Origin of the sequence: Flammeovirga aprica JL-4, assembly GCF_012844305.1 — a bacterium.
In the GTDB taxonomy this organism is placed as follows: Bacteria; Bacteroidota; Bacteroidia; order Cytophagales; family Flammeovirgaceae; genus Flammeovirga; species Flammeovirga aprica.
This window is the reverse complement of the sequence record NZ_JABANE010000014.1, coordinates 20,970-46,666: the sequence shown is the minus strand read 5'-3', so window position 1 is coordinate 46,666 and position 25,697 is coordinate 20,970. Positions and strand designations below refer to the sequence as shown.

19 protein-coding genes and 6 tRNA genes are annotated in these 25,697 nt (G+C 34.9%); 10 read left to right on the top strand and 15 right to left on the bottom strand.

Annotated features, from left to right (window positions below; genetic code table 11):
• Positions 1 to 38: 38 nt before the first annotated feature.
• The 4 genes from lptE to HHU12_RS07195 form a co-directional block, all read right to left on the bottom strand.
• Positions 39 to 569: an LPS assembly lipoprotein LptE gene (gene lptE, locus HHU12_RS07210; protein WP_169656075.1), complete on the bottom strand. Its 531-nt coding sequence runs from the start codon at positions 567 to 569 to the stop codon at positions 39 to 41.
• Complete coding sequence (locus HHU12_RS07205) at positions 562 to 1,893, bottom strand: sigma-54 interaction domain-containing protein (protein ID WP_169656074.1); 1,332 nt, start codon at positions 1,891 to 1,893, stop codon at positions 562 to 564. The genes lptE and HHU12_RS07205 overlap by 8 nt, the downstream gene beginning before the upstream one ends.
• A 133-nt stretch (positions 1,894 to 2,026) precedes the next feature.
• Positions 2,027 to 2,572, bottom strand: a complete 546-nt coding sequence (locus HHU12_RS07200) for a hypothetical protein (protein ID WP_169656073.1) — start codon at positions 2,570 to 2,572, stop codon at positions 2,027 to 2,029.
• Positions 2,573 to 2,617: 45 nt separating this feature from the next.
• On the bottom strand, positions 2,618 to 3,004 hold the full coding sequence (locus tag HHU12_RS07195) for a hypothetical protein (protein ID WP_169656072.1): 387 nt from the start codon (positions 3,002 to 3,004) through the stop codon (positions 2,618 to 2,620).
• 246 nt (positions 3,005 to 3,250) lie between these two features.
• On the opposite strand from HHU12_RS07195, the gene HHU12_RS07190 reads away from it, so the two are divergent.
• Positions 3,251 to 3,493: a hypothetical protein gene (locus tag HHU12_RS07190; RefSeq protein WP_205959809.1), complete on the top strand. Its 243-nt coding sequence runs from the start codon at positions 3,251 to 3,253 to the stop codon at positions 3,491 to 3,493.
• 39 nt (positions 3,494 to 3,532) lie between these two features.
• Here the strand turns inward: HHU12_RS07190 and HHU12_RS35600 are convergent, their stop codons facing one another.
• The 5 genes from HHU12_RS35600 to HHU12_RS07165 form a co-directional block, all read right to left on the bottom strand.
• Positions 3,533 to 4,621, bottom strand: coding sequence for a J domain-containing protein (locus HHU12_RS35600; RefSeq protein WP_169656070.1), 1,089 nt, complete (start codon positions 4,619 to 4,621; stop codon positions 3,533 to 3,535).
• Positions 4,622 to 4,826: 205 nt separating this feature from the next.
• Positions 4,827 to 5,543 (bottom strand): dipeptidase PepE, encoded by a 717-nt coding sequence (pepE, locus tag HHU12_RS07180; protein WP_169656069.1) that lies wholly within the window; start codon positions 5,541 to 5,543, stop codon positions 4,827 to 4,829.
• A 250-nt stretch (positions 5,544 to 5,793) separates the two neighbouring features.
• Positions 5,794 to 6,288 carry a hypothetical protein gene (locus tag HHU12_RS07175; protein WP_169656068.1) on the bottom strand — a complete coding sequence of 165 codons (495 nt, stop codon included), beginning with the start codon at positions 6,286 to 6,288 and terminating at the stop codon, positions 5,794 to 5,796.
• Between the two features lie 139 nt (positions 6,289 to 6,427).
• Positions 6,428 to 7,228, bottom strand: a complete 801-nt coding sequence (locus tag HHU12_RS07170) for a (Fe-S)-binding protein (protein ID WP_169656067.1) — start codon at positions 7,226 to 7,228, stop codon at positions 6,428 to 6,430.
• Positions 7,229 to 7,264: 36 nt separating this feature from the next.
• Positions 7,265 to 8,638, bottom strand: coding sequence for a 4Fe-4S dicluster domain-containing protein (locus HHU12_RS07165; protein ID WP_205959808.1), 1,374 nt, complete (start codon positions 8,636 to 8,638; stop codon positions 7,265 to 7,267).
• A 398-nt stretch (positions 8,639 to 9,036) separates the two neighbouring features.
• On the opposite strand from HHU12_RS07165, the gene HHU12_RS07160 reads away from it, so the two are divergent.
• The 9 genes from HHU12_RS07160 (at position 9,037) to HHU12_RS07120 (ending at position 13,506) form a co-directional block, all read left to right on the top strand.
• Positions 9,037 to 10,356 (top strand): type IX secretion system plug protein, encoded by a 1,320-nt coding sequence (locus HHU12_RS07160; RefSeq protein WP_169656066.1) that lies wholly within the window; start codon positions 9,037 to 9,039, stop codon positions 10,354 to 10,356.
• Positions 10,357 to 10,508: 152 nt separating this feature from the next.
• Positions 10,509 to 10,583, top strand: a tRNA-Pro gene (locus HHU12_RS07155).
• A gap of 20 nt (positions 10,584 to 10,603) precedes the next feature.
• Positions 10,604 to 10,677: transfer RNA gene (locus HHU12_RS07150), tRNA-Arg, on the top strand.
• A 36-nt stretch (positions 10,678 to 10,713) separates the two neighbouring features.
• Positions 10,714 to 10,788 (top strand) — tRNA-Pro (locus tag HHU12_RS07145).
• Positions 10,789 to 10,808: 20 nt separating this feature from the next.
• Positions 10,809 to 10,882 (top strand) — tRNA-Arg (locus HHU12_RS07140).
• 33 nt (positions 10,883 to 10,915) lie between these two features.
• Positions 10,916 to 10,990 (top strand) — tRNA-Pro (locus tag HHU12_RS07135).
• 20 nt (positions 10,991 to 11,010) lie between these two features.
• Positions 11,011 to 11,084, top strand: a tRNA-Arg gene (locus tag HHU12_RS07130).
• A 439-nt stretch (positions 11,085 to 11,523) separates the two neighbouring features.
• Complete coding sequence (locus HHU12_RS07125; protein WP_169656065.1) at positions 11,524 to 12,096, top strand: outer membrane beta-barrel protein; 573 nt, start codon at positions 11,524 to 11,526, stop codon at positions 12,094 to 12,096.
• Between the two features lie 231 nt (positions 12,097 to 12,327).
• Entirely contained in the window at positions 12,328 to 13,506 is a 1,179-nt protein-coding gene (locus HHU12_RS07120) for an acetyl-CoA C-acyltransferase (protein WP_169656064.1), read from the top strand.
• 70 nt (positions 13,507 to 13,576) lie between these two features.
• Here HHU12_RS07120 and HHU12_RS07115 read toward each other — a convergent pair whose 3' ends face one another.
• From HHU12_RS07115 to HHU12_RS07090, 6 genes are all read right to left on the bottom strand, one after another.
• Positions 13,577 to 14,797 carry a BamA/TamA family outer membrane protein gene (locus HHU12_RS07115; protein WP_169656063.1) on the bottom strand — a complete coding sequence of 407 codons (1,221 nt, stop codon included), beginning with the start codon at positions 14,795 to 14,797 and terminating at the stop codon, positions 13,577 to 13,579.
• Between the two features lie 630 nt (positions 14,798 to 15,427).
• Positions 15,428 to 16,138 carry a YceI family protein gene (locus HHU12_RS07110; protein ID WP_169656062.1) on the bottom strand — a complete coding sequence of 237 codons (711 nt, stop codon included), beginning with the start codon at positions 16,136 to 16,138 and terminating at the stop codon, positions 15,428 to 15,430.
• Between the two features lie 21 nt (positions 16,139 to 16,159).
• Positions 16,160 to 16,519, bottom strand: a complete 360-nt coding sequence (locus tag HHU12_RS07105) for a DUF1523 family protein (RefSeq protein WP_169656061.1) — start codon at positions 16,517 to 16,519, stop codon at positions 16,160 to 16,162.
• 11 nt (positions 16,520 to 16,530) lie between these two features.
• Positions 16,531 to 21,315 (bottom strand): hypothetical protein, encoded by a 4,785-nt coding sequence (locus HHU12_RS07100; RefSeq protein WP_169656060.1) that lies wholly within the window; start codon positions 21,313 to 21,315, stop codon positions 16,531 to 16,533.
• A gap of 8 nt (positions 21,316 to 21,323) precedes the next feature.
• Complete coding sequence (locus HHU12_RS07095) at positions 21,324 to 21,992, bottom strand: ABC transporter ATP-binding protein (protein ID WP_169656111.1); 669 nt, start codon at positions 21,990 to 21,992, stop codon at positions 21,324 to 21,326.
• On the bottom strand, positions 21,931 to 25,164 hold the full coding sequence (locus tag HHU12_RS07090; protein ID WP_169656059.1) for a two-component regulator propeller domain-containing protein: 3,234 nt from the start codon (positions 25,162 to 25,164) through the stop codon (positions 21,931 to 21,933). Before HHU12_RS07090 ends, HHU12_RS07095 begins: the two co-directional genes overlap by 62 nt.
• Positions 25,165 to 25,697: the final 533 nt, after the last annotated feature.

The window sequence follows — 25,697 nt, the reverse complement described above, 5'->3', positions numbered from 1 at the left end:
AGCAATAACTTATACTTTATATCCAAATATACACTTTTTTACCAATCTGCTAGTGCTTTTTGGAAGGTATCGTATACAATTTGTTCAAAAATGACCTCTACAGCTTCACTTTCAACCTCTTGTACATTTTGAGAACCAGGGAAATCATAGAAAAAGGAGAACCCTTGCTCAAAACTTTTTTCATCATCGAAATTATTGATAAAATTGGTTTTTACAGTGATTGTCAGACGTTGCTGTTCCGTTATTTGCTGTTCGCCACCACCTGGAGATACAGGTGTTACTCTATATCCAGTGATTGCACCGCTAAATTCCAGATCACCTTTAAGACCTTGTGGAGCCATTGTTAAACTCGTGTTACGAAGAATATATTGTGTAAGATCATCTGTAAATGTAAAGGCCATTGTTGGAGGTCCATCAGAGGCTTCATTGGTATATTGTTCTACCGAAAAGGTTTTGATAGCTGGATCAATATTCACCCCCGAAAAAGTAAAACGCACGCCCGTACAGGCTGAAAGTGCGAATAGGGGTAGAAGGATAAGTATCCTTGAGAATTTGAATGTTTTATTCATCTAATTCGTATTGTTTTATCTTTCTGTATAAAGTTCGCTCAGAAATTCCCAAATCCTGTGCGGCATACTTTCTTTTATTATTGTTTTTTTGTAATGCTTTAATAATCAGCTCTTTTTCCTTCTTCTCAATAGAAAGTGATTCTTCTTCTGCTTTTACTTCTACAACTTTATCCAAATCGTAAGTATTACTTTCATAGTTGTCATCATCAGAAGTAATAATCAAAGGATCATTATTTTCTGGAGGAGGTGGAGTAGGAGTGCTGTAATTATAGGTTGCTGGAGTTGTAGAAGGACGAACAGTAAGTCCTGTTTCTCTATTTTGGTTAGCAGGAGCATTGCCCTCATCCATTACATTACTGAAAAGTTTGGGGTTTTCAGCCAATACAGTACTTGCATTTGTTTTTCCTTGTGCCAATTGAATTACAATCTTTTTAAGGTCGTTCATATCTTGACGCATATCAAACAACACTTTGTACAATAAGTCTCTCTCATTTAAAGATTGATCCTCATTTTCAAGCACTCTTAATTGATTGTTCGCATTAGGAAGGTAGCGTTGCATTGTCTCGCCAGAAACTACTCTTTCAAGCTCCAAAGCAGACATCTGCTCAGCAAGGTTTTTCAGCTGACGGATATTTCCTGGGAAAGAAAAACCTAGCAGTATTCTCTTCGCCTCTGCAGTAAGTGAAAGCGGTTGTACATGGTACTGTTCTGCGAAGTCAGTAGCAAATTTCCTGAATAATAATTCGATATCAGTACCTCTCTCTCTCAAAGGAGGTACAGCAATAGGCACCGTATTCAGACGATAATATAAATCCTCACGGAATTTTCCTTTCTGGACATTCTTCAAAAGATTTACATTGGTAGCGGCAACTACTCTAACATCTGTTTTTAAAACTTTAGAAGAACCTACTCTGATAAATTCTTTATTTTCTAAAACTCTTAGTAAACGAGCTTGCGTCTCAACAGGCATTTCACCGATTTCATCCAAAAAGATTGTTCCTCCGTCTGTCACTTCAAAATAACCTTTTCTAGATTCGTTAGCACCGGTAAAAGATCCTTTTTCATGACCGAAAAGCTCCGAGTCAATAGTTCCTTCAGGAATTGCCCCGCAGTTGATTGCAATAAATTTACCGTGTTTTCGAGCACTTAACTGATGAATGATTTTTGAGAAAGATTCCTTACCAGAACCACTTTCACCTGTAATCATCACAGTTAAATCAGTAGACGCCACTTGTGCAGCGACTTGTATAGCATGGTTCAGACTACTGGCATTGCCAATAATTCCGAATCGTTGTTTTATAGATAATAATTCTCTGTTTTCCATAGAATATGACTATTTGTCATGACAAAATTACAAAATTAATGTAGAAACGAAAATCACAATCTTGTAAACTTTGTGAAAGAAGTATTTAAGCGATATTTAAATACTATCATCAAGAACAGAAATTACCGAATAGTTATTTTAACTCAAGCATATACCCAAATTCATCAAACCAATTTGAACAAAAGGACGCTACATTTTTTAGGTTGATTTTTAAATCATCTGAAGTCATTTGGGTGTCGTAATCAGTGCATTTGATAAAGTACTGCTGACCTAATATGAGAACAGCTTCTACATTCTCGCTTTTTTCTGAAGTTACCTCACAAGTGTAAAAAGGCGGTTCCGTACTGGAAATCGTAGTTCCAGAAATATTTTTTGAAGGTGTAATGCCAAAATGATGAGGGATAACAGCTGTACTTTCTTTTTCCGCTTTGAACTTTTTGATTTCTGACTGGATGTTGTAGTCCTCAGTTAAGTGGTACTTGAAAACATTTTCACCTCTTTCAATTGCTTCTTCCTCTGGTAAACTGGATTCAGAAATGTCAATCAAAATTTTAAGGTTGTTTTCATTGACTTCTTTAAGGTCGACATGTGTATTCGTTAGCCTTCTAAGATGTACTGCGTGATGTTGAATGCTGTCTTTAGCTTCGTCTGATATATTTAATGATTTTATATTTTTCATGTTTCAAATTTTTGGAAAGGGAATAAATTTTTCAAGGAATAGTTCTTATAAGAATATATCATCATAAGTCTCAAAATCAAATATGGAGATTTGCTTGTTTTCACGTCCTAATCTGATGGCCTCCTCCTTATCTTCCACGTACATCACGGAGTCGAAATAGTACAGAAAGGTCTTAGGGTCATGCCATCCGCCGATTAGGTTTTGATGTTTTTGAGCATGTTTTATACAGAATTTTATTCCCTCATCATCAAATTTATTTTGAGTGGCTTGGTAAGCTATAATATAACCTTTTTCTTTTTTGAAGATTTCCTTTGTAGAAAGGTCAAAAGTAAAACCGAGTTTGTTCCTTTGGGCTATTGCTTTAATCAGAGTCACCAAAGGTTGGAGCGTTTCGTCAGGCTCTTTTTTTATTAAATTGTTGAGTGAGTTCATGAGAAATTTGAATGTAAAATGAAACTAGAAAAGGGTAGTTTCATTGGTGTTATGTTATTGTTAAGCACTCAATTATAGAACCAAAGCAGAATTTTACAAGAAAGTATTTAATGATTTTATATAAATGTTAATTAGTGATTTGAGTCAGAGTTATTTAGAATATATATTTGGAGTTTTGGGACATTAAATAAATGGCCTTACCCATTATTAGAATTTATCTTAAATCATCAACTTAACTTTCATCACATGCCAACTTCTAGAAGATCAAAAAAGCTTATAGTAGCGATGAACACTTACAAAGCAATGTCTTTGCAAAATCTGTCAAGAATCCTTGGAATTCCTTTTTCAACCTATGAGTTAAACACCATTATTTCTAAGTTTGAAAAAGAAGGCTTAGTAGAAGGGGTAGAAATTAGTCCTAGAGGAACTTTTGCTACACTGACTAAAGTTGGAACACAATTATCTTACGATATTCTTGAAAGTAGATAATCAACAGTCTGTTTTAAATGGAGAAGGCATTGTCATGGATTATTGACAATGCCTTCTGAATTGATAAAGGGCTTCTGCATATCCTTGCTTTGCAGAAGTTTCCCAATAAATACAAGCCTTGCCTGCATTCTTGACCCCCAACTTATAATGCCATCCTAGATAATAGTTGGCGAGTGCTTTGTGTTTCTTGAAATTTAATGCTTCAAGCAAATATTGTTGAGAAAGGCTGAACTGACGGTCGTTTTGCAATGCAACACCTGTCATTAATATACTTTCTTCGTAAAACTTACTTTCTTTGGTTACTTTCTGAAATGCTTTTGAAGCTTTACCGTATTCTAAAAGTAAGTCATTGTAGGTCTTGCCCAGCCAAAAATCAACTGCATCATCTCCATTATTATACTTGTATGCTTTTTCGAAAGCTTCTACAGCACCTACACCGTCTCCGTCTAGATATAAAGCTCTGCCTTTATAATAATACAAATCACCAGCAAAAGCCGTTTCTTCATCCATTTCACTTTCCACTTTCTGTAGATGGAACAATGCAGAAGATGGTTTTTTCAATATTACCTCTATACATCCTTGAATTAGCTCAGCTCTTTGGTAATCTTCGTATTCAAACAGCTGTTTGGCATCTTGCTGTGCTTGTCTTGTTCTATTCTCTTTCAGATTTGTTAAGGCAGAATGATAGGCCTCGTCCGCCAGTTTACTCTGGCGATGTACGAAAAAAGAGATGAAACCAATCATAGCCACAACATAACCGCCCACCATAAAAGGAACGTATTTCTTAAATTGTCTTTTTTCTTTTTTGGTTTCCTCTGCAACATGAGCTTTATATTCTTCTCTTCTCTGATTTTCTTCTCTTGTGTAAGTTCTAGTAGTCGAAGAAGTTTCAGCAGTTGTAGAATTATGGAATGAGAAATAATTTAAACCATTGTCATATTGAAACTTTTTAGTGTCATCATAAAGGGTATCATAAGCTTCATTGATAAGCTTGAATTTTTCCTCTAAAGTTTCATCGCTTTGATTGACGTCAGGATGATATTTCTTGGCTAATGTTAGATACGCCTTCTTGATCTCTTTCTTATCCGCACTTTTATCGATCCCTAATATGTCGTAATAATTGTCCATAAAGCAGTTTATAGAATACTATGTGTAAACACATAGAGTAGTTACAATGAAAATTATAAGTGATAATTATATATGTTGAAAGCGAAAATAGGGTTTTTATTATTAATAGAGAGATCTATTAAAAAAAATTAGGATCATTATAACATTGCTTTGAGTTTCTTAAACCTCAGAGCATGAATTGTTTTAATGATCCTAATACTTGTATTTATTTTAAAAGGAAGTTGAAATCATCCTCAGGTGTTAATTCATAAGGTGCTTTGCCTTGCTCAAAGATCCTAGCTGAAAGAGGTCCCTCTAAACGGATGTATTCACCTTCCACTCTTAGCCAAGAGCCTTCACGAAGTCCCACTACAATTTGGTTATTGTAAGTGTGGAATTCCTTGATTCTGGTTTCCCTTGTTTCTCCCATATGTTTTGAAGTAGGATCTGGATCAAGATAATGAGGGTTTAAATTGAATGGAACTAATGCTAAAGCGTCCAAAGTTTCAGGGTGTGCAATAGGCATGTCATTGGTGGTGTTGATAGTAAGTCCTGTGATATTAGAACCTGCACTTGTACCCATGTATTTCATGCCTTCGCTCACTCTCGTTTTGATGGTTTCAATCAATCCAAGTTTTTGTAATTGATCTAATAAAACAAATGTATTGCCACCACCTGTGAAAACTCCAGAGGCAACCGCCAAAGCAGATTTAGGATCTTCAAACTCATGCAAGCCTCTCATTTTGAAACCCAATTCATTGAATTTCTTAGCGGCAATAGCAGTATATTCATCATGAGAAATTCCTCCAGGTCGAGCATAAGGTATAAAAATTACCTCTTTAGCTCCTTCAAAGAAAGATTTTATTGTTTCTTCACAATACGATAGATAAGGTTTTCCGTGTACAGTGGATGTACTGACGATTAATAAGTTTCTTTCATTCATAACACTAGGTTTAAGCTATTATGTACAAAGTCAAAAATAAGTTATAGTTAGTTCTAATTTATTTTTTGTGAGTACAACGCTAAAAAACGTATTAATAGTGGTTCTATTGAAAGTTTTTTAAAAGGAAGTAATCGCAAAATAATAAATAGAATTAGTATAAGATAATTTTGAATTTGTACTTATGTAACGTATAAATATATGGTTTTATAAAAAAAGTGACTACTTATAGTAATAGTCACTTATTGGTTTCTTAAACCGTTATTTTAAAATATCTTTTCAGCCAGGAGTTGCCAGCTTCCACAATCCATCTTGAACGGAAATCTCCCAACGTTTGGATTGTGTTATCAAAAATAAAAGTAGAAGGTGTAAGCAAGCCGTCTGTTACCATTCCTTTCGCTTCATTCATTTTGAAAGTGGCAACTTCCTCATCTGTATTAAGGTAAGCTACAGTTGTTCTTTCAAATAAAGAAACATTTAATGATGACTCAATGGAACGGATCACTCCAACAGATTTGTCGATAGAACAACCTGAAGCTGCGTGAACTTTCTCATCTACTGAAATAATGATAAACTGCCCTTTTTCAATACTGAAACCTGCATCCAAATCACTCCCGTGTGCATTCCAAGTGGAAATAAACTGTGTAAGTAGTGATGAGATATTTTCTTGCTCTTCAGTGGTGAAGGCTCTATTTGATTGGTAAATCCAAATACGGGAAGAATCCGGTAACTGATTTAAACTTTTCATTTGATAACTCTTTTTTTATGCAATATACACTTAGTTTTTCAATGTTTTGAACAGATTTGATGCATAAGTGTTTTACATGAAATTAAAAAAGGAGCCTTCTCAGACTCCTTAACAATGAAATGAATTGAATTGGTAACGGTTATAATCCTTTTGATTCGGCGACAAGCTCTGCTAAATCCATCACTTTCACCTCTTTTTCTTTCTCTTTATTTTTAATGCCGTCATTCATCATGGTCATACAGAATGGACAGCCAGCCGCTACTACCTCAGCACCAGTTGCTAGTGCTTCTTCAGTGCGTTCTATATTAATATCTTTATTACCCTGCTCAGGTTCTTTAAACATCTGAGCACCTCCTGCACCGCAGCACAAGCCGTTCTTTTTACAGCGTTTCATTTCTACCAAATCAGCATCCAAAGCTTCAATAACAGTTCTTGGTGCTTGGTAGATGTCATTGGCTCTGCCTAAATAACAAGAATCATGAAATGTGATTTTCTTTCCTTTGAAAGCTTCACCGCCATCTACTGTTAATCTGCCTTCATTGATTAATCCTTGAAGAAATTCAGAGTGATGCACAACATCATAATTACCACCTAAAGCAGGATATTCATTCTTGATGGTATTAAAACAGTGAGGGCAAGCAGTGACAATTTTCTTGATTTCATAAGCATTCAGCACTTCAATATTCTGCATGGCCTGCATTTGAAAAAGAAACTCATTTCCAGCTCTTCTTGCAGGGTCTCCTGTACAGCTTTCTTCTGGTCCTAAAACCGCAAAATTTACATTAACTTCATTGAGTATTTTTACAAAAGCTGTAATTACTCTTTTATATCTATCATCATAAGAACCGGCACAACCTACCCAGAATAATACTTCAGGGTGATTTCCTTGCTCCACCATTTCAGCCATGGTCGGTACTTTTAAGAAATTTGTATCTGTCATATTTATGTGTGTCTTTTTGTAATGTAAATAGATTGATTAGGCTTTGATGTCAGTCGATTCTTTCTTCTTCACCTCTTGCGTTCTTAGCTCTTCACCCCATTTGAAACGATCGCTAGCAGCAAAAGCCCATGGTGCTTGATTATTTTCAATGTTTTGGAAAACCATATTCCACTCTTGAGGTGTACCTGATTCTTCCATGGCAACATATCTTCTCATTTCTAAAATAATACCCAGAGGGTCAATATTGATAGGACAGGCCTCCGTACAAGCATTACAAGAAGTACACGCCATCAATTCTTCTTTCGAAATATAATCGCCGTACAACATTTTACCATCATCTTGGAATGTACCGCCATTTGCATCTCTGTTTTTGCCAATTTCTTCCGCTCTATCTCTTACATCCATCATCACTTTTCTAGGAGAAAGTTTTTTACCCGTAATATTGGCAGGACATTGAGAAGTACAACGTCCACACTCTGTACAAGAGTAAGCATTCATCACATTTCTCCAAGTAAGATCCTGAACGTCTTTAGCTCCAAAAGTAGGCATCTCATCAGAATCACCTTGATCTGCATTATCAACAGGCATCCCCAACATGATTTTCACCTCATTGGTAACAGAATCCATATTCTCCATTTTACCTTTTGGTTCCATCTTGGCGAAATAAGTATTTGGGAAAGCTAAGAAAATATGAAGGTGTTTCGAGTAGGTGATGTAAACTGAAAAAGCAAAGATACCTAATATATGTACCCACCATGCTGTTCTTTCAATTCCCACCAAAGCAGTTTCAGAAAGGCCAGAGAAAAGAGGGACAAGGAATTGACTGATTACAAAAGTTCCCACAACAGGGTAGTGGTCATTGCCCATTTGTTGAAGTACAGCATCAGATGCATTCATAGAGAACAGCATTGTCATTAATATGATTTCAGCATACAAAATGATGTTTGCATCTCTATAAGGCCATCCTTTCATTTCCGCCATATGGAAACGAGGGATTTTCAACGCATTTCTTCGAATAAGAAAAATAAAGCAAGAAACTGTAACAGCCAATGCCATTATTTCGAAGAAACTTACAATGAAATGGTAAATAGAACTAGGAATAACGTTGGCAAAAATACGATGTTGCCCAGTAAGGCCATCCAGCACTATTTCAAGCACCTCAATATTAATCAAAAGGAACCCGGCGTAAACGGCAAAGTGCATCAAACCTACCAGCGGTCTGTCAAACATTTTCTGTTGACCAAAGGCAAGACGAAACATATTGCCGAGCCTTTTTTGTGGATCTCCTTTTATTTCTACATCCTTTCCAAGGAAAATATTTTTATAAATAAATGTAGCTCTCTTGGTTACCAAATATCCTGTAAAACCGATTGCGGCTACAAAAGCGAGCTGTTGCACAATCTGAATCATAATGCTTAAAAAGTTATGTGTGTTTATTGTATATACCTAACTACTTACTATGTAAAAATGTTATGCAAGCAGAGTATTTATTGCTAATAAAGTACTTTCAATGCGTATTTACAAATATTTAAATGTAAATAGTTGATTAAATATAATTACCTAAAGCACAACTACTTTGATTTCGTGTGAAATAACGTAATAAAAACACTTATTGAGAATGATTCTAAATATGAATAATTATTCACTTATTGTATTTTTCGACTATGAATTGAATTAAATGAAGAATTTTATATGGTGTTAGAGGCTGATGTGCATTCTACTATTAATATTTTACAGTTTTGTCCAAAATCTGATTCAATTTTATCTTAAATTGCTAAACGTAGTTTATAAAATCTAAATCAAACAACATGCTTAAGTTACTTCCCCTTTTTATTTTCATTTCACTTGTTGGTACTATAGTAAAAGCACAACCTGCGAAATGGGAGATTGTTACATCAGAAAATTATAGTAATAAAGAAATTAAATATTCTGATTTTGTATACGATCCTAATGTAAGAACTGTACAGCTGTACTCTAAAGGTGGAAGTAAAAGTATTCCTCAGCTAAATGCTCCAGTAGTAAGTTTAGCACGACAGTTTCCATTAGTTTTGGAGTTTGATCTCTTTGGAGATGATGCAGATTATTATGAAGCAGAAATAATACATTGTAATAAAGACTGGACCCAATCGGAGCTTCTGCCCATTGAATATATGTCAGGGTTCAACTCATTTAAATTGAATGAGTTTGATTTTTCGATGAATACTAGTGTGCCTTACGTGCACTTTATTTTTGAATTGCCTAAAGTTAATATTTCAGGAAATTATTTATTGAAGGTATATCATGAAGGAGATAAAGAGGACATAATTGTCACAAAACGATTTGTGGTGTATGAAAAGACCGCAAGCATTGCCTCTAAAATGGTGGACATGAGAGGAAGTGACCGTCGATTGATGCAGCAGATCGATTTTACGGTGAATTATGGAGGGTTGACTGTTGTAAACCCCAAAAAAGATTTTTCTGTAACAATCCTTCAAAATGGGAGGTGGGATAACCCCATTGTAAATATGCAACCTCGTTTTGTGAGAGGGCATGAAAATGTATTGGACTACAGTTATTATGATGGGGAGAACGCATTTATGGGAGGCAATGAGTTTAGAGTGTTTGAAACAAGCAGTGTAAATACGAGTGGTGCAGCCGTATCCTCTACTGATATTATGAAAAACTTTAGGAAAGTGAGACTGAGAACGGATTTGGTTAGAAACCGTAAGGCATTCAACCAACAGCAGAATGATTATAATGGGGGCTATGTGATCGGTGCTTTTGGAAAAAGGGACTATTGGCTAGAGTCAGATTACATGGAAGTGTTTTTTACTTTAAAATCGGAAACACAATATGTCGGGGATGTTTATGCTTATGGAGCTTTTTCACAATGGCAGTTAAGTGAAGAAAATAAATTAGTGTATGATGCAAGACAAAAAGCTTATGTTGGGTCAGCAATTGTGAAACAAGGAAGGTATGATTATATGTATACAGTAGTTAATACTTCTAATATGACACGTGATGATGTAGAAATTGAGGGAAGTTTTAACCTTACAAAGAATGAATATGAGATTTTAGTCTACTACCGAGGACCGGGTGATAGGGCCGATAGAGTGGTTGGATACCGTCTTTTAAAGGCAAATAAATAATTTATTCATTTTATTTTAACATTTAATTCCTTGAGAAATAATACGTTTACATTGGTTGACAGAAAAAAGTTTTAAAGATACTTGCACAGTTAGAAAAATACCTACACCTTTGCACCGCGTTAAACAAAAACAGTCCTTTTGAGAGACACATTCGGGATGTAGCACAGTCCGGTTAGTGTACCTGGTTTGGGACCAGGGGGTCGCAGGTTCGAATCCTGCCATCCCGACTAGAAGAACTTTTAAGGATGGTCCGATAGCTCAACTGGATAGAGCAACTGCCTTCTAAGCAGTAGGTTCCAGGTTCGAGTCCTGGTCGGATCACTGTTTTTGTTTAATGTTTCTTTTAAAGAAACTTATCGGGATGTAGCACAGTCCGGTTAGTGTACCTGGTTTGGGACCAGGGGGTCGCAGGTTCGAATCCTGCCATCCCGACTAGAAGAACTTTTAAGGATGGTCCGATAGCTCAACTGGATAGAGCAACTGCCTTCTAAGCAGTAGGTTCCAGGTTCGAGTCCTGGTCGGATCACAATTGAAATACCATTCCTTCTTAGGAATTCTTCGGGATGTAGCACAGTCCGGTTAGTGTACCTGGTTTGGGACCAGGGGGTCGCAGGTTCGAATCCTGCCATCCCGACTAGAAGAACTTTTAAGGATGGTCCGATAGCTCAACTGGATAGAGCAACTGCCTTCTAAGCAGTAGGTTCCAGGTTCGAGTCCTGGTCGGATCACTTGTGATTCGATAAGCCGATAACAGCAATGTTGTCGGCTTTTTTTTATGTCTTTTATTTTCACTTTTAGAAATTCAAACGGGTTAGCTCTAATCCAATATTCTATTGATAATACTATTTTTCTCAATTAGTATGACATTTTAGAAAATATAATAAATTCAAGAATTCCGGAATGATACCTATTTTTCTATTAGATTTCAGTGTTTAATTTTTATGCTTTTGCGTCTTTAAATATTTGTCAATTCGAATAAATTACGCAAAATACATTAGAATTTTATTCAAAAAAAAAGATAAAATAGGACAAAAAGAATAAGTTGATGAAAAAAAAGATTAATCATTTGCTTTAATTGTGAACAATCTGAAATTTTGCAGTGTTGGAATTAACAAATTTTTTTAAACTATTGTTTTATAACTAAAAGCAACAAATTTAATTTTTAAAATGAAAAAATCAATCTTAGTTTTACTTTTAGCTCTAGCGTCTATTGTATCAGCAAACGCACAAGATAAAAAATTCACTATCGGTATTGGAGCTGGTGCTTCATTTATGAGTGCTAAAACAACTTTCCTTGGTCAAGAGACTAAATCAAATGGTACTGGTTTTAACTTCTTAGGAAACTTCTATTACAATATCAATCCTAAAATTTCAGTAGGTGTTGAATTTGCATCAGCTGCAGCAATTTTAAAGTCTGATGGAGATTCAGATAATACTGAAGCTACAGGTATCGGAAACTACTCTTTAAAAGGTAAGTATCACTTCGGTGAGAATAAAGTTAGACCTCACGTTGGTTTAGGTCTTGGTATGTACAACGTTATTCCTGTTAGTGCTTTTGATACAAAATCTACATTTGGTTTAGCTCCAGAAGTTGGTATGAACTTAGGTTTCTTCCAATTAGCTGCTGTTTATCATATCATCCCAGCTGTTAAATATGGTGAGGGAGAAAGTGAACTTAAATTTGCTCCTTCGAACTTCGAAATCAGAGCAATCTTCAACATCAATTTCGCGTCTAGATAATTGATATCCCTATTCCAACAAAACTGTTACATAACTCGATTATGTAACAGTTTTTTTTTGCCCAAAAAATAGCTGATTCAAGAAAATAGCTCTAAATTAGATCTGGAATACATCAAGTGTTGATTTGACATTATAAAAAATCACATTTTGTATTTCTGTAGGTTGCCAAGTCAGCTTACATCAATTACAACCAAACAGCCAATAAATTAAACAACACATTATTTAAACACTATGGAAGAAGTATATATCGTTTCGGCGGTAAGAACTCCAATAGGGAGTTTTGGAGGTACATTATCCTCTTTTTCAGCTACAGAACTAGGATCATTTGCTATAAAAGGAGCATTGGAGAAAGCGGATGTTGATCCCTCGGAAGTCAATGAGGTGTATATGGGCAATGTTATCGCTTCCAATTTGGGGCAAGCACCTGCTAAGCAAACTGCATTAGGAGCAGGTATTGGTAATGATATTCCTTGTACTACTATCAATAAAGTATGTTCTTCAGGGATGAAAACAATCATGCTAGGTGCTCAATCCATTATGTTGGGTGATAATCAAATTGTAGTAGCAGGAGGCATGGAGTCAATGTCCAATATCCCTTATTATGTTCCTAAAGGGCGTTATGGTCACGGTTATGGTCATGGACAGCTTTTAGATGGTCTTGTGAGAGATGGTCTTGCTGATGCTTATAATAATCAGCCTATGGGCGTCTGTGCCGATGCAACTGCAGTACGTTGTGAAATAAGCAGAGAGGAACAGGATGAGTTTGCTATCAATTCTTATAAAAGAACAGCAATGGCCACGAGTGATCAGCTTTTCAAAAATGAGATTGTTCCTGTAAGCGTGCCACAAAGAAAGGGAGATCCTTTGGTAGTGATGGAGGATGAAGAATTTAAAAAAGTGAAATTTGAGAAAATACCTTCACTAAGAGCTGTATTTACAAAAGATGGGACTGTTACTGCAGCAAATGCTTCTACAATCAATGATGGGGCTGCAGCGGTTATTCTTGCAAGTAAAAGTGCAGTAGATAGATTGGGATTGAAACCGGTGGCAAAGATTGTATCTTTTGCGGATGCATCGATGGAGCCAGAGTGGTTTACTATAGCACCACCTGTTGCAGCGGAAAAGGCATTGAAGAAGGCCGGTTTAACGAAGGATGAAATTGATTTCTTTGAAGTGAATGAAGCCTTCTCAGTTGTGACGCTAGCTTTTGCAAAGGAATTAGGAATTCCATTGGATAAGGTGAATGTACATGGAGGAGCAGTTTCTATGGGGCATCCTTTGGGCGCATCAGGTACCAGAATTGTTGTAACGCTTAATGGAGTGCTTCAACAGCAGAAAGGAACGAAAGGGCTTGCTGCAATATGTAATGGAGGAGGAGGAGCCTCAGCCATGATTATTGAAAGGCTATAAATAAAAAAGGTAAGAGGTGTTTTTAATTCATCCTCTTACCTTTTCTTGTTTTAAGAAACTACTTTTTTCATTAGAAAGCTTCAGTCATATTAAAGTAAACTAGGTTTTGATTCGCAAGAGGATCTCTACCTAAATCAATTCTGAAATTCATACGCGGTTGAACTTCTACCCTTAAACCTGCACCAAAGTTAGGAAGCACACCACCTGGAGTGATCAGGTCAGGCCCTACCATACCTACACCTCCCCAAACGGCAAATCCAAGTTTAGAAACCAGTTTTGATTTAGAGTTAAACATATTTCTATATTCAGCCATTGCAAAAGCAGATGTTTTATCTCTGTATTGCCCTAAATAATATCCTCTTAGGTCAAAGGGAGAACCAATTAACGACATATCTGTAAAAGGAACATCACCATATGAAGACCTTATTTTTGCTGTCCATGCCAATACTTTTCGCTCACCTAAAAACGGCAACAATTTATACTGTCTGTATTCCGCAGATACAAAACCCCACCTTGTGTCACTGCCTAACCATGTGTCATAATACCTTGTAGTAAGGTCAAAATAGATACCTTCCCAAGCGTTTGCAGGTATATCCCTTGTATCATAAGAAATTTCAAATCCAATACCTACATTCCAAATTGACATACCATCATCTTTTCCTCCTTGAGCAATATAAGTAGGGTCTGTGGCCATACCTGCGGCAATTTCAGAAAGATCTCTGTAGGTCACGTCAAAAGATGGCCCGATAAAGAAATCTGATTCTTTATATCTGAAAAGAAAAGAGCCATTTACAGAAATTGAGTTCTGGAAAAATTGAGTTGTTGAATCACTTCTTGGTGTAGCTTCATTAGTACTGAAGCCAACGCCATAATAGTTGTCATAATTATTTCTATACTGCACCTGACCAAAATACCTTAATCTGTCATTGTTGAAAAACAATTGCGGTTTAGCAATGAGGTTAAAACCACCTGAACTTAACCATGCCCCTGCAATAGGAACCACGGATCTTTTTAAGTCTGGTTCGGTAGTGTCTGTTTTAAATGTAAACAGCATACTCATCCCAATAAGAAAGCCATAATCAGGAGTGTATCCAGGTCCGCCTAAAATACTAAACCTTAAATTCTTCTTTTCCTTTGCCTCTTTCCGTAACTGTTTCTTTGTTTTTACTTCAGAGGTGTCTGTAGGATGTAAAGTACTGTCAGTTTGTAATAAATTTTGTGCCGTTGCTTCAAGTTGAAAACAAAGGGTTATTGATAAAGTAATAAGTACTTTTATGAAATTGGATTTCATTAGATCAATGGTGTAATGTAAAAATTGAACTGCACTTAATGGATATGCTATAAATGCAATTGCTGAAAATAAGAATTTGGTTATTCCTATTTAAGTACCTGTTCAAAATTATCTATAGCTTAAATGCATTTGAATTAAACTCAGGTTTCGTTAAAATTTTTCGTCTTAGCTATGGCTAGGACGAAAAATTTTGCCTTACCTGAGTTCAATTCATTCTACATTTATAAACTATATTTAATTGTGATCAGCTACTTATTACTAATTATGCTATAAACATAGTGAAAACAACTACGAATACTAAGCAAAGTAATAATTAAGAATGTTATTCTATTCATTTAGACATTATTTTCTGAAAATAGTACAGTCATACATTTTAAAAATCGGAATTGTTAACTAAAAAAAGGCCTTCACAAAGTGAAGACCTTTTTAATTCCTTTAATAACCCAAAAACTATTTCTTATTGCTGTTTTCATGTACTAAATAACAAAAAAAATATTAACAAACCAAGAAAAAATGTAAAAATTGTAATTTAGTGGAATTTTTACACTTAAAGTCCAATTTTGAGACCTAAATCCTCTTGATTTCCATTTAGTACATGTGACTTAAGGAAAAATTTAAGGGTAAATAATTTTATTTTTGAGCATATAAATGCAATTCCAATTCTATATCATCATTGATAGCTTTGTCTCCTAAATCGCTGAAGAACGAGCTAGATTTATATTTAATATCAAATTCAGCTCTGTTGAAAACAATATCAGCCATAGCATGCAAAGTGCCGTCATGATTCATGATGTGTGCAGGGAATGAGATGCTTTTTGTAATTCCTTTAATGGTAAGATCTCCTGTTACATTGATCATTCCTTCTTTTTCACCTTTAGCAATCTGAGTCACCTTAAAAGTGGTTGTTGGGAACTTAGTTGTGCTGAAAAAGTCATCGTTTTCTAAGTGACCTTTTAATTTGCCATTTTTAGCATCGTCTGCAGGAATATCTTCAACCGTAATTGTTGTCATATCCACAGAAAATTCACTGTCTGTGCCGATTTGAGATCCACTTACAGCAACAGTACCAGAGGCAAGTTTCAGTTTTCCGAAATGTGAGCTCCCTGTAATTTTTTTACCAGTCCATTTGATAAAGCTTTTCTCAGTGTCAACTTTATAACTACCGTCACTAAGTGTCATTGTTTCAGCTTTGTGACTATGTCCATGATCATGACTGTGTGAAGCACTTTCTTCTTGTTGATGATGAGAGTGATCGTCTTTCTTTTCAGATGATGTGCCACAAGAATAGAATCCTGCGATCAAGAAGATAGTGATTAATGAATTGATGATTGGAAATTTCATGATTAAAAAATTTGAGTTTAATTATTGATTTACTTTTTCAACTTTAATTATGTTTGGATACATGGAGAGAATTGGTATTCTAAATCCTACAATACTGAAATCGTAAGTTTCTCCGTCTTGAATTTTAGCATAAACATCAGAAGAGTTGAATTTAAACCAAATCCATGTGTCGGTATTTTCAAAAGTATGAGGTCTGTCGTTTTTATCAAGAGTGTAGATAAGGTATTTATCCAGTTTTTGCTTACCATTTTGAACAGAACCTCTTATTCTCTCTGTTTTGTTTACTGTGGCAGTGATTGTTCTTCTATTGACTTTAGGGAAAAGCCAGCAGAAGAAAATAAATGCAATAACGCCTATGCCGATGTAAAGATATTTTTTCATTTTAGTACAATCTAGTAGACCTTTTTTAAAGGACCGTTTAATCTATTTTTTCGTTTAGTATTTTTCTCAATATACCTAATTTCCATTTTTGTTGCTTTATCTTTCTTAGGTATTTCTGGTTCCATTAGCGGTGAAAGTGTACTTGCCACCCCCGTTAGCACTGATTTCACCCAAAAGTTAAAGATAAACTTTGTTGTGTCTCTTTCATAATAAATATGCCCCTGTTTCATGGATGGAAAACGAGGGTTTTCTTCTCTGATCAATAAGTTGGCAACCGAACTCAAAAATGCTCTTCTTTTTAATTCCCCAGTTTTCTTTGCCTTGTCTTTCAATACATCCACTTCCAGGTTTTTATACCTGAATTGCATATTTCCCATAGCAACACTGTCGTCTGCTAACACTTTGAAATACATTCGTTTGAGATTGCCATCTTTTATTTTTACTAATTCAAGCCTTTCTACCAACGGATTCAGCTTGATCAAGTCCATTTGCCCAACCTCACCTTCGTAATAATAGGTTCCCAAACTGTCTAAAGGAGGAATTCTGAAATACATCTTCAATTGACCGCCTTCTTCCATCAAAATTCCTTTCACATACATTTCCATGTAAGGGTCAGTAGATAGTTTTGCTGTATCATTGGTGATGTTGAAAATTTGTCCCGTAAAATCATTCAATTGGAATTGACCAGATTTCCCTTCTAGTTCCTGATCCTCCGATCTTGCTCTGATATTACCCTTATATTCTTCATAATTAATATGACTATCTGTGATTGTGATAGTGTCAAGTTTGAACGTTAAAGGTGTCTCTTCAAAGATGGTGTGAATCATTTTAGGATTCTTTTTATAAGGATCGACAGGCACCGTTTTATCTCGGTAAGCCGAAAGGTTTAAACGGTCTATTTCCACACCATTCAAATGAATGTCATCCGTGAAGAAATAATTTTTGAAGTGGAAGCCTCTAAAAAGGAGATCGTTGATACTGATTTCTATTCTATCGGTTTGATATTCATTGACAATACCAAACAGTTTTTTAGAATAGCGCGGTATTAAAGCAAAGTTTTTAAGGTAAATGTCTTCGAAATGAGAATTGAAATTCAAGGAATCAAAACCAATGGCGTACATACCATTATTCAAATTGAAAATGTTTTTACCAAGGTTTAGATCGATCTGACCTAATTCCACATAATCTCTTTCGGATTGTACAGTTTCTTGGTTAATATAAATACCATCAATTTTGAGGTTGATATCCTTTATGCTGTTTTCATTATATACACTCTGGAAAGATTTCTGATGTTCAAGGCGTTCTAAAGAATCCTCAGTAGGAGAAAGGGTGTAAACATCGATTGGGTTTCCTTTTGTTTCTGCAAGAATTTCATTGATCAGCATTTCTTTCCTCTCCCTAGATAAGCGTTTGCTATTGCTGATTCTATTCGTTTTTTTACTGTATTTATTTAATTCCTTAGGACTTAACTCAGTATTGTTTAATGGAGTTTCCGTCCTTTTTCTTCTCATCAAACGCGAAATATTCTTTCTGTTATTATTTTTTGACAAACTTCTGAAGGAAACAGAACTGCTGTCTACTTGAATATAATCAACAGAAATACTTTCAAATTCATCCAAAAGAGCGATCACTTTTTCCTTAGGGAAATTTTTCTCTGCAAAAGTGCCTGTCTTCTTTACTTTCTTTGATTTGGCAGGATTCAGGTAGCTTATATTATTAGTATAAATGGTGTCAATATCGATTTTTTTATTGTAAGCAAAAGACTTTAAACCCGCTCCTTTTATTTTAAGTTCTTCTACTTGAAGCAAAAAGAGAGAATCTATAATCCCAACAGACTTTGAACCCATTTTAGGGAGAATATTAGCTTCTGAAATCATAATAGAGTCACCTCCAGAATCAACTACAAGTTCGCTGGAAGAAACGACATAGGGGGATGCATCTCTTTCAAATTGTAGTCCCTTCATTTTCATGTAGATATGATTTGGTCTGATTTTCCCAATATATTTAGTAGAAGATGTCTGAGATCTTAATTGGTTGACATTCAATTCTCCACCAAAAAATGTGAGATAACTTTCCTGTCCTTTATTATCAGTGTGCAGCATCGCAAAGTCATCAAGCTCTAGTTTTATGTTTTCGATGCCTAGATACTTCAAAAACTCTTTTTGTATTTTTTCTTTAGTAGAAGTAGTATCTCCTTCAGGTTTGAATCTTTCATCAACGGCAAACACACCTCTAACGCCATTAAGGTTGATGTTGTCAGCGTTTAATTGTTGGATGTCTTTCAGCATCCTCAGGTCAAGCCCTTCAATGTCAACGTTGTTTATACCTGTCAAAGTTTTGATAAACATATTGTTGTTTTGTTCAGTAGGGGCGAGGGAAACACCTTGAATCTTCAGTGATTGTTTCTCTACATTAAGACTAATTTTATCAATAGAAGACTTGTGATTGATAGATCGGATAGGGGCGTAAATGTCTTCCACTACAAAATAAATATCCTCCCAGTCAATTTTTTTCTCTTCCAATGAAAAATCTACAATATCTACACCCATGCTTTCACTTCTTCCTAAAAGACCCAAGTTTTCTTTAGTGACAGAAAGTGGTCCTTTTCTCAGGTGAAAATCATGGACTAAAAGGTATTTAAATGGAACTCCTTTTTTAGGTGATGCTTTATTGATACTATCTTTCGTAATCGAGTGAGCAGAGGAAATAGCTTCTTTAAGTGGTATTTCAATGTCAGAACTTGGGATATCTATGAAGATATTATCGATAATAAGTGAATCAGAAAACAAATACTTACGCCATGAAACCTCACTGAAGTGTATTCCTTGAATGTAGCTTTCTATATTCAGTGGCGCTTGAGTAGAGTCAACAGTAGATATATTTAAGCCTGCGATGGCAAGAGCACTGTCATTAGTGGTAAAAGCCATTTCTTCTATCAGGAAATCATAATTACTGATTTGTGGCAAATCAATATCCTTGAAGTCCACATTGGCTTTATAAAGATCAAAGTATTTAGGATTTTGAAGAGGGAGTTTTAAGGTATCGATATCCAATTCTATGTCTTGAATAGTAAGTTGCTCCTGATATTCGTTTTCCTTAGGGATATTTACTTTTACACTCCCATTTTTAAGAAGCATAGAGTTGAGTGCCACAGTTATATTTTTCTGCTTCTTTTTTTCTTTCTTCACCTTTTCAACAGGATGTGTAGGGAGCCATATTTCAGACTTTAAATCATCGATGAGTAGGTGGTTGTAAGCAAAAAGGGAGTCCAGCGGGTTTTGAAGAAAGAAATTATAATCCACTCTATTTAATGTGATTCTCTTCGCTTGAGCACTAATGTAAGTCTGAGAAGTGGAGTCAGGAACACTTTTGATAGGCTTGTAAGCAGGAGAATACAAGTAAAGCTTTTGCCATTTTGAATGATAATAAAGTCCTCCAACTTTGGCGTAATGTTTATTGTTGAAATTCCATCTCTGGTATTTAAGCTTTATATCAAAGAAATTGTAATCAACAGGAATTTTCTGCTTTAATATTTTATTATTAATAACAATATCATCAAGGTTAATAGAGATGTCATTGATTTGTCTTTTGCCTAATTTATTGGTCTCAAAAGGTATCTTAGCACTTTCAAGATGAAACTCTTTGATGAAAATATCTCTTAAGAATTTTGGAAGTTGAGGCTTTTTAGGTGTGATTTTTTTCTTTTTTCGAGCATCTGCATGAAATTTCAGCTCAACCTGAGGTTTTACAATAGAGAACTTATTGATGTAAATACTGCTGTCAAAAAGGAAGCGGTCAATATCTATACCTTCAAGAGATAGCAGTGGGATTGTAGCATTGTTGATAGGGATTTTTTCTCCAACACCTTCATTAATTCTATATATCGATGTGTTGAAAATCAGCAGGGAACTATCAACGGAGGAGAAATCCAACTTACCTAAACTGATACCAAAAGGAGAGTTCTTAAGTTCTAATTTTATATTTCGGGTATTACATTCCAGGTCACCAATATGAACAGGTAAAATTTTCTGTTCTAAGGTGAGTGAATCGAGGTAAATATCTTTCAGGGTGGTTGATATCTCATTCAGTGTGACTTGCTGTTTGATCTTTTGTGTATGATCAAAAAGATTCAAAGAAGAGTTGACAGTTTTTATGTTGCCTACTCTATATCTTCTGAGATGTTCTTTATTCTGGTAAAATAAACTGTTGAGCGTTTCTGTCAGCGTTCTGTTTCCAAAAGACTCCTTTTTGCTTTGACCGACAATTTTATGTTTATGAATTTCAATATCTGCCGAATCTAAGAGGATATTGCCAATGTAAATTTCCTTTTGAAAAACAGCTCTTAATATAGAAAAATTTTGTAATTCAAATTTTCTAAGATTGATCTTGACAAGGTTCTTTTTTTCACCAAAAGGAATACTGTCATTATATGCCACGAAAGAACTGTCGGGCAGGAAACTTGGGTTGATCAGCGTAATAGAACCACTGGAAAGAAAATCATGAATCGACCATCCAGAAATAAGCTTTACATTAATTTTATCATAATCTAGAGCATATTTCTGTTTTGTACCCCTTGAAACACTCTCTTTGATGGCTACCCCGACAAATTCATCTGGATAATACTGTAATATGATATGTATACTGACAATGAGACTGAGAAACAACGTTACAAAAGTGATCAGAAACGCTATAAAAAGATTGGTCAGCCGCCTTGCTAGACTTCTTTTCTTGCGGACTTTCTTTTTTACTTCCTCTTGGTCCTCAGTTTTATTATTTGCATTGTCATCAGTGCTCATTTACAGCTTTATAGTGTAGATTCATCTAAGTTCATTGTGCCATCACTGATCCATAACTGTCTGTCGGCCATTTTTGCCAATTGATGATTATGAGTCACAATCACAAAAGTTTGGTTCATTGTGTCTCTTAAGTCAATAAATAATTTATGAAGTTCTTCGGCATTGTTTGAATCAAGATTACCACTTGGTTCATCTGCAAAAATAATCAGAGGGTCGTTGATCAATGCTCTAGCTATGGCACATCTTTGTTGCTCACCACCTGACATTTCAGTGGGTTTGTGATTGTATCTATTGCCAATGTTAAGCTTTTTCATAAGTTCCTTGGCCTTGCCTTCCACTTCATCCATTGTTTTACCAGCAATAAGAGCAGGCATGCATACATTTTCAAGTGCCGTAAATTCAGGCAACAAGTTATGGAATTGAAATACAAATCCTATCTTATTATTTCTGAATTTGGCCAAGTCATCACCATACAAAGAAGTAACTTCAGTATTATTGATCCACACTTTGCCCGTGTTTGGAAAATCCAATGTACCCAATATTTGTAATAAAGTACTTTTTCCAGCACCCGAAGCACCCATAATGGATACTATTTCATTTTGTTTTATCTCTAGGTCAATCTCCTTCAATACGTTCAGTTTCCCGTATGATTTTGTGATCCCTTTTGCTTTCAGCATAATTTGTTTCATATTTGAATCCAACTACCATCATATCATCCCCTTGTTCAATACCTTCTTTCCACTTATGGAAGGTTGAATAAAGTGTGTTACATTGTTCTGTAAACGGAAGCGAAGATAACTCAAAAAGTAAATTTTTAAACTGTACCTTTTTAAATTTTTCACCCTTGGCATTAAATTGACTAGAAAAACCATCAGAAAATAAATAAAGGATGGCATCTTCACTCAATTCAAAGTCAAAGTTGTCAAATTCAGGTTTTACATCGTTAAAAATAATACCGATACTGCAGAAGTTGCTTTTGATGGTTTTCAGTTCTCCATTTTCAATAATGATAAGGGGTCTTCTAGCGCCAGCAAAATTCAAGTTTCTTGTTCCTTTTTCAAATCTACAAACCGCAACGTCCATACCATCACTGATTTCATTATTTTCATGAATTTTTAAAGCGATTTTAAGGTTTTGGTCCAATTTGGTCAATAAATCTGCACTTCTGATATTTGGATTGTCCCTTACCAGTTCGTCCAGTAGCTGATTTCCTACAATAGAAATAAAAGCGGCAGGCACACCATGATTGGTACAGTCAATCAATAGAAGAAAAATGTATTTTGAATTTTCTCTGATCCATATAAAGTCTCCTGTTACTTCACTTTTGGTGATACTTAGGTTGAATGATTTCGGGAAAAGTTTAGGGAATGTACCGTCACAACTGATAATCGCATCTTGGATATTGGCAGCATATTTAATACTGCCTTGCATTCTGTCATTGATTTCCCTTAATTGATTACTCTTCTTTTCAATTTCATTTTTCGCCTTTTCAACTTTCTCTCTTTCGTTTCTGAATTCCTGTGTTCTTTCATCCACCTTTTGTTGAAGCGTTTCCTTCTTAATTCTTTCTTTCCTTAAAGAAGAGTAGAAAAGATAGAAGATAAAGACAATAATAAGTATTGTGATAATGGCTCTTACACTTCTTTTCTGGAAGAACTTCTTTTCGATAGTAAACTGGAATTGCTCATTGATAGGGGAGGCAATTCCTCTGGCATTTACAGCTTGAAGGCTGAAAATATAATCACCCGGGGGAAGATTGGAATAGATAGCTTGACTATTTTCTGTAAGAGGATGGTAATATTCCTCATAACCAATCAGTTTCCATTTGTAGCGGATTTTTGAAGGTACATTCATAGAAATACCTACAAAATTGATGGTAATGTGATTGTAATTACTCGGTAATTGAAGGTTTATGGGAAGTTGAGTTTCCTTGTCAAGACCATCACTGTAATCTTCCCAAGGGAAATACTCAGAAAACATTTGCAGTTCCTCAAAAACAATTACCGGAGGCACCATACTGTACACACTTTTAATCGGGTTGATTTTCACGACGCCGTTGTCAGTACCAAACCACAAATTGCCATTTTTATCTTTTGAAGCACTGCTTTTAGTATAAGACAATGAATTAAAACCTTCTGCAGTGCCATATTTTTCTACCTTTACAATATCATTATTCAAGCCCACCAAATGATTGATGCCATTATTACTTCCGGCCCATATATTTCCTTTTTTATCTACCTCAACGGAGTAAATATTAGTAGAGGATAGTTTTTCATCTTGAAATGAAATGGCCATATCAGCCCCTTCATGAAGTTTGCAGAGCCCACTGCCAGTAGTGCCAATCCATAGGTTGTTAAGTTGGTCAAAAACCAGATCGTTCACATAATTGGAGGGCAGTGATTTATTGTTGGGTTGGAAGGTGTTGATGATTTCAAAATCATTATTAATATGAATCAAACCTCTTCCTCTAGTACCTAGCCATAAAGTAGAGTCCTTAGGTGAAATTACAATTTTTGAGACTCTCGAACTTCTTAAATCTTTGGAGTAATCTTTTACATATTCCAGTGAAGAATCTGTTACTTCAAAAATATGATTGATTAAAACAGCATAGAGCTTTCCATTTTTTTTGAAAAAGGAGGTGGGACTATTTAAAAATTCTTCGTGTGAGGGATCAGTAAGTTTTACCCATTGATTATTTGAATATCGAAAAACACCTTTGTCAGTACCAATAATAAGGTGATCTTCAAAGTTCTCAATCATATTCAAATACCTAACTGAAACAGGCAGTTCGATTTTCTTACTGAATTTTTCATCTTTTAATAGAATGATCTCATTTTCAGTGCCTACAAATAATGTGTTGTTTTTCCATTGGTAAGTATCAAGCACTTTTCCGTTGATTTTTACACCTTTTCCAAAGAAAGTATAAATATCGTTATTCAATCGGAAGAGTCCGTTTGGAGTTGCAAACCATATACCGTGTTCCTCATCTTCACAAATACTGTTGATATGTCTGTCAAGCCCGTTTTTATAGTTCAGGTGACGAATTTCTTTTTCATCTTGAAAAACATAAGCACCATTATTTCTTGTGCCTACCCATAACATTCCGTCTTTACTTTCGAATAAAGAAAGAATTTTTTTTCTATTTAAAATTCGAACGGGTGGTTTATTCTGATCATTATGCAGAATCCATACACCATTATCTGTACCAATAGCTACCTTGTCATTTTTAAGGTGTTGAATCGTTTTAATATTGCCCGGTAGTCGGATATGTCGTTTTACCTTTTCATCCTTCACAATCAAAACTCCTTCTTTTATAGTGCCGATCCACATATTGCCCAATGTGTCTGTGGATATGCATGAATACTTAGTGTTTTTTCGTAAAGGGTAATGAAATGTTTTTTTATTGAATTTTGGATTTAGCAGAAATAAGTCAAAAGAAGTGGTGATTCCCCATACTTCTTTGTTTTTAATATTATAATCAATGTTTCTTACGCCAAAAGGAATGCTGTCATTAATGAGAAAATTACTGACTTTACGATCTGATAGCAAATTCACACCATTGGCAGTAGCCACCCACACATTTTTATTTTCATCATTGGCAAAATCAAAAATGAAATTATTGGAAAGGCCTTTCTTAGAATCAATCGTGTAGAATGATTGACTGTTGTTGATATTTATACCTCCTTCAATTGTACCGATAATAATACTTCCATATTTTCCTGGCTGTAATGCAACACAATTGTTTTGAACCAGTCCATTATTAATCGTGAACTTAGTAATATTATATTGTTGGGCATTCGCTTGAAAAACTATGAATAAGACAGCTATATATAGAAGTGCTTTTGTCATTAGAGTGCAGTGATAAAAGAGTAAAATGTTTTATTTAAGTACAAATTCAAAATTATCTAATATTAATTCTACTTATTATTTTGCGATTACTTCCTTCAAAAAACTTTCAATAGAACCACTATTAATACGTTTTTTTAGCGTTGTACTCACAAAAAATAAATTAGAGTTAACTATAATTTATTTTTGACTTTGTACTTAGAACATGATTGAAACATCTCTTTTAGTAAAATTCGCCCTTTTAGAACGTGAGTTGATTAATTTAATCACAACTTAAAATGGAGAATTTTTCTTGTAAAATATATATTCCAAATATGCTCTTAAAAAGTAGAAAGTGATGGTTGATATGATAACCTCAACTGACTGCTTTTTTTTACAACAGTATTATGATCATAAAAATATAAATTCTAACCCCCAATAAGCAAAAAACGAGCTGTTTTTTGACAACTCGTTTTTTGAAAAGATAAATCTCTCTTATTTATAAGTACCATAACAATGAAAAAGAATTAAAAATCGTGAAGAACTTTCAATTACTC

Excerpts from the sequence above, each read along its gene's own strand:
- HHU12_RS07175 (WP_169656068.1), bottom strand. The coding sequence starts at position 6,288 with ATGAAAAGTTTAAATCAGTTACCGGATTCTTCCCGTATTTGGATTTAC.
- HHU12_RS07090 (WP_169656059.1), bottom strand. The coding sequence starts at position 25,164 with ATGACAAAAGCACTTCTATATATAGCTGTCTTATTCATAGTTTTTCAA.
- HHU12_RS07160 (WP_169656066.1), top strand. The coding sequence starts at position 9,037 with ATGCTTAAGTTACTTCCCCTTTTTATTTTCATTTCACTTGTTGGTACT.
- HHU12_RS07115 (WP_169656063.1), bottom strand. The coding sequence starts at position 14,797 with ATGAAATCCAATTTCATAAAAGTACTTATTACTTTATCAATAACCCTT.
- HHU12_RS07125 (WP_169656065.1), top strand. The coding sequence starts at position 11,524 with ATGAAAAAATCAATCTTAGTTTTACTTTTAGCTCTAGCGTCTATTGTA.
- HHU12_RS07205 (WP_169656074.1), bottom strand. The coding sequence starts at position 1,893 with ATGGAAAACAGAGAATTATTATCTATAAAACAACGATTCGGAATTATT.
- HHU12_RS07110 (WP_169656062.1), bottom strand. The coding sequence starts at position 16,138 with ATGAAATTTCCAATCATCAATTCATTAATCACTATCTTCTTGATCGCA.
- HHU12_RS07095 (WP_169656111.1), bottom strand. The coding sequence starts at position 21,992 with ATGCTGAAAGCAAAAGGGATCACAAAATCATACGGGAAACTGAACGTA.
- HHU12_RS07165 (WP_205959808.1), bottom strand. The coding sequence starts at position 8,638 with ATGATTCAGATTGTGCAACAGCTCGCTTTTGTAGCCGCAATCGGTTTT.
- pepE (WP_169656069.1), bottom strand. The coding sequence starts at position 5,543 with ATGAATGAAAGAAACTTATTAATCGTCAGTACATCCACTGTACACGGA.
- HHU12_RS07100 (WP_169656060.1), bottom strand. The coding sequence starts at position 21,315 with ATGAGCACTGATGACAATGCAAATAATAAAACTGAGGACCAAGAGGAA.
- HHU12_RS07195 (WP_169656072.1), bottom strand. The coding sequence starts at position 3,004 with ATGAACTCACTCAACAATTTAATAAAAAAAGAGCCTGACGAAACGCTC.
- HHU12_RS07120 (WP_169656064.1), top strand. The coding sequence starts at position 12,328 with ATGGAAGAAGTATATATCGTTTCGGCGGTAAGAACTCCAATAGGGAGT.
- lptE (WP_169656075.1), bottom strand. The coding sequence starts at position 569 with ATGAATAAAACATTCAAATTCTCAAGGATACTTATCCTTCTACCCCTA.
- HHU12_RS07105 (WP_169656061.1), bottom strand. The coding sequence starts at position 16,519 with ATGAAAAAATATCTTTACATCGGCATAGGCGTTATTGCATTTATTTTC.
- HHU12_RS07170 (WP_169656067.1), bottom strand. The coding sequence starts at position 7,228 with ATGACAGATACAAATTTCTTAAAAGTACCGACCATGGCTGAAATGGTG.
- HHU12_RS07190 (WP_205959809.1), top strand. The coding sequence starts at position 3,251 with ATGCCAACTTCTAGAAGATCAAAAAAGCTTATAGTAGCGATGAACACT.
- HHU12_RS07200 (WP_169656073.1), bottom strand. The coding sequence starts at position 2,572 with ATGAAAAATATAAAATCATTAAATATATCAGACGAAGCTAAAGACAGC.
- HHU12_RS35600 (WP_169656070.1), bottom strand. The coding sequence starts at position 4,621 with ATGGACAATTATTACGACATATTAGGGATCGATAAAAGTGCGGATAAG.